Consider the following 274-nt stretch of genomic DNA (forward strand, 5'->3'; position numbering starts at 1 on the left):
GCTATCTGTGGTCAAATCGCCGATTACAATGAGGAAAACCCAGCGCAAGGTCCGAGACCGATGCATAGGTTGATCAAAAAAAGTGCGCGTATGGAAGGGTTTGTGGCTTATGATTTTATGGAAGAATTTGATGATGCCAAAAAACAAATTAGTGAATGGTACAACGATGGTAAAATAATCTATAAAGAAAACCTTATTAAGGGTTTTGACAATATTCCTACTGCCTTTATTGGTTTGTTTTCAGGCGAAAACATTGGTAAACAAATGGTTAAGG

1 pseudogene is annotated in these 274 nt (G+C 37.6%); it reads left to right on the plus strand.

The features are described from left to right. Positions 1-274: pseudogene (locus AAEY79_RS14835) on the plus strand (NADP-dependent oxidoreductase); the annotation flags it as partial.

Origin of the sequence: Psychrobacter sp. GW64-MNA-CIBAN-0177 (genome assembly GCF_040309585.1) — a bacterium.
Taxonomy (GTDB): Bacteria; Pseudomonadota; Gammaproteobacteria; order Pseudomonadales; family Moraxellaceae; genus Psychrobacter; species Psychrobacter okhotskensis.